At 67.9% G+C, this 1,818-nt stretch carries 3 protein-coding genes and 1 pseudogene (1 of these 4 only partly in view); 1 reads left to right on the top strand and 3 read right to left on the bottom strand.

The annotated features are described in order from the left end of the window. Positions 1–271 (top strand): annotated as a pseudogene (locus K789_RS22990) (inositol-3-phosphate synthase); it begins 816 nt to the left of the window's first position. A gap of 85 nt (positions 272–356) precedes the next feature. Here K789_RS22990 and K789_RS26570 read toward each other — a convergent pair. The 3 genes from K789_RS26570 to K789_RS0112340 form a co-directional block, all read right to left on the bottom strand. Continuing rightward, complete coding sequence (locus tag K789_RS26570; RefSeq protein ID WP_306376557.1) at positions 357–710, bottom strand: endonuclease domain-containing protein; 354 nt, start codon at positions 708–710, stop codon at positions 357–359. A gap of 6 nt (positions 711–716) precedes the next feature. Then, a complete protein-coding gene (locus K789_RS26565) occupies positions 717–1,274 on the bottom strand; it encodes a hypothetical protein (protein WP_306376556.1) in 558 nt (185 codons plus the stop codon). A gap of 120 nt (positions 1,275–1,394) precedes the next feature. Then, a partial coding sequence (locus K789_RS0112340; RefSeq protein ID WP_029704977.1) for a formate--tetrahydrofolate ligase occupies positions 1,395–1,818 on the bottom strand: 424 nt, incomplete at its 5' end.

Here is a 1,818-nt window from a genome sequence, read left to right as displayed (position 1 = left end):
CCGCAAATGGGCCTTCGTCCGCCTCGAGGGCCGCAACTTCGGCGACGCCCCGGTGTCGCTCGAATACAAGCTGGAGGTCTGGGACTCGCCCAACTCCGCCGGCGTGATCATCGACGCGATCCGCGCCGCCAAGATCGGCCTCGACCGCGGCATCGGCGGCCCGCTGCTCTCCGCGTCGAGCTACTTCATGAAGTCCCCGCCGGAGCAGTTCAACGACGACCTCGCCCGTGACAAGGTCGAGGCCTTCATCCGCGGGGACCTGGAGCGCTAAACCCCTCCTCCACCCCCGGTTGCCCTATCACTTACGGTCCCCAAACCCCTGGTTTGGCCGCCAGAAGTGATAGGGCAACCGGCGTTTAACGGCCGTGGAGCGCCAGCCGGACCCGTCGGACGGCACCGCGGAAGTCATCCGCCAGATCGTCGGCGTTGAACTTGAAGTAGCGCCAGCCGGCCGCGTTGAACGTTTCATCGCGGCGGTTGTCGCGGGTCTGTTGTTCGCGCGTCAGGTGGTGGCCGCCGTCGTACTGGATAGCGACCCTTTGCCTCCGGTAGCCGAGGTCCGCCGCGGGGGAGTAGGGGTCGCCCGGCGCGATCCGGAGCTGCAGCTCGGGCTCCGGCAGCCCGGCAGCCGTCAATGCCAGGCGCAGAAATGTCTCCGGCGCTGAGTCGGAGCCCGGCCGGATGAGCTCCAGTGCCTGGCGCGCTTTCACGATTCCCTAGAGCTTCGGATGCCGGATGAGCATGTCCCGCAGCTGGGGAAGCGTCGCCCACGGCTCCGTGCGGTTTTCCAGCTCAAGGCGCGGCTGCCGCACGAGCTGGTCCCCGACCGCCACGAGATCCTCCAGCGGCAGGACACGGGCAAGGTCAAGCCAGGTCCGGGCGGGCGTCGACATCCGGATTCCGTCCCACACCATGAGCTCGTCCTCGAACGCCAGGACGGTATGCCCGACCACACCGTCACGCCGGACCGGCGGCAGCGCCTTGGGTTTGCTCAGATGGAGCTCCCGGCAGCCACGAAACCAGGACGGGAGCCACAGCCCCAGCAGCACGGCGGCCGTAAGGTGCGAAATCCACGCGCCCGGCGTCGCAGAGGACAGGGCGCGGGCTAGCCCGCGGAGTTCAAATTCCCAGCCGGTGGGCAGATAGAGCAACCGGCCGGCCGTCGCGAGGTCGGAAGCACGGAGCCGGGCGCTGCCCAAGGCGGCAGCCCGCGCCTCGTAGACGGTGAAGGGGGCTGAGGCGAGGTGGGCTGGCAAGGCTGCGGGTGGGTGCATGCGGACCATTCTGATCCGAACGCCGGATCCCCGCTCGCGTTATCCACAGGCGCCCGTTGCGCTATCACTTTTGGTCCCCATCCGCCCGAAATGGCAGCCAAAAGTGATAGGGCAACGGCGCTAGAAGAGGCCGACGGGGTTGCCGTCGGCGTCGACGTCCATGCGCATCGCGGCCGGGACCTTGGGCAGTCCCGGCATGGTCATGACCGCGCCGGTGAGGGCCACGATGAAGCCCGCGCCGGTCTTGGGAATGAGGTCGCGGACATGCACGGTGAAACCCTTCGGGGCGCCCAGCTTGCCCGCGTCGTCGCTGAAGGAATACTGGGTCTTCGCCATGCATACCGGGAAGCCGGACCAGCCGTTCTTCTCGATCTCCGCGAGCCGCTTGAGGGCCGGGACGGAGAAATCCACCCCGTCAGCGCCGTAGATTTCCTGCACGATCGTCCGGATCTTGTCCTCCACCGACATCTCCAGCGGGTACAGGTGCCGGAAGGTGTGCGGCGCGTCAATGGCCGCGGCCACCTTGGCCGCGAGCTCGTCACCG

This window comes from Arthrobacter sp. TB 26, assembly GCF_000427315.1.
Classification (GTDB): Bacteria; Actinomycetota; Actinomycetes; order Actinomycetales; family Micrococcaceae; genus Arthrobacter.
Note: the sequence above shows the minus strand (reverse complement) of the source record. Positions and strands in the feature narration are given on the sequence as shown.

Excerpts from the sequence above, each read along its gene's own strand:
- K789_RS26565 (WP_306376556.1), bottom strand. The coding sequence starts at position 1,274 with ATGCACCCACCCGCAGCCTTGCCAGCCCACCTCGCCTCAGCCCCCTTC.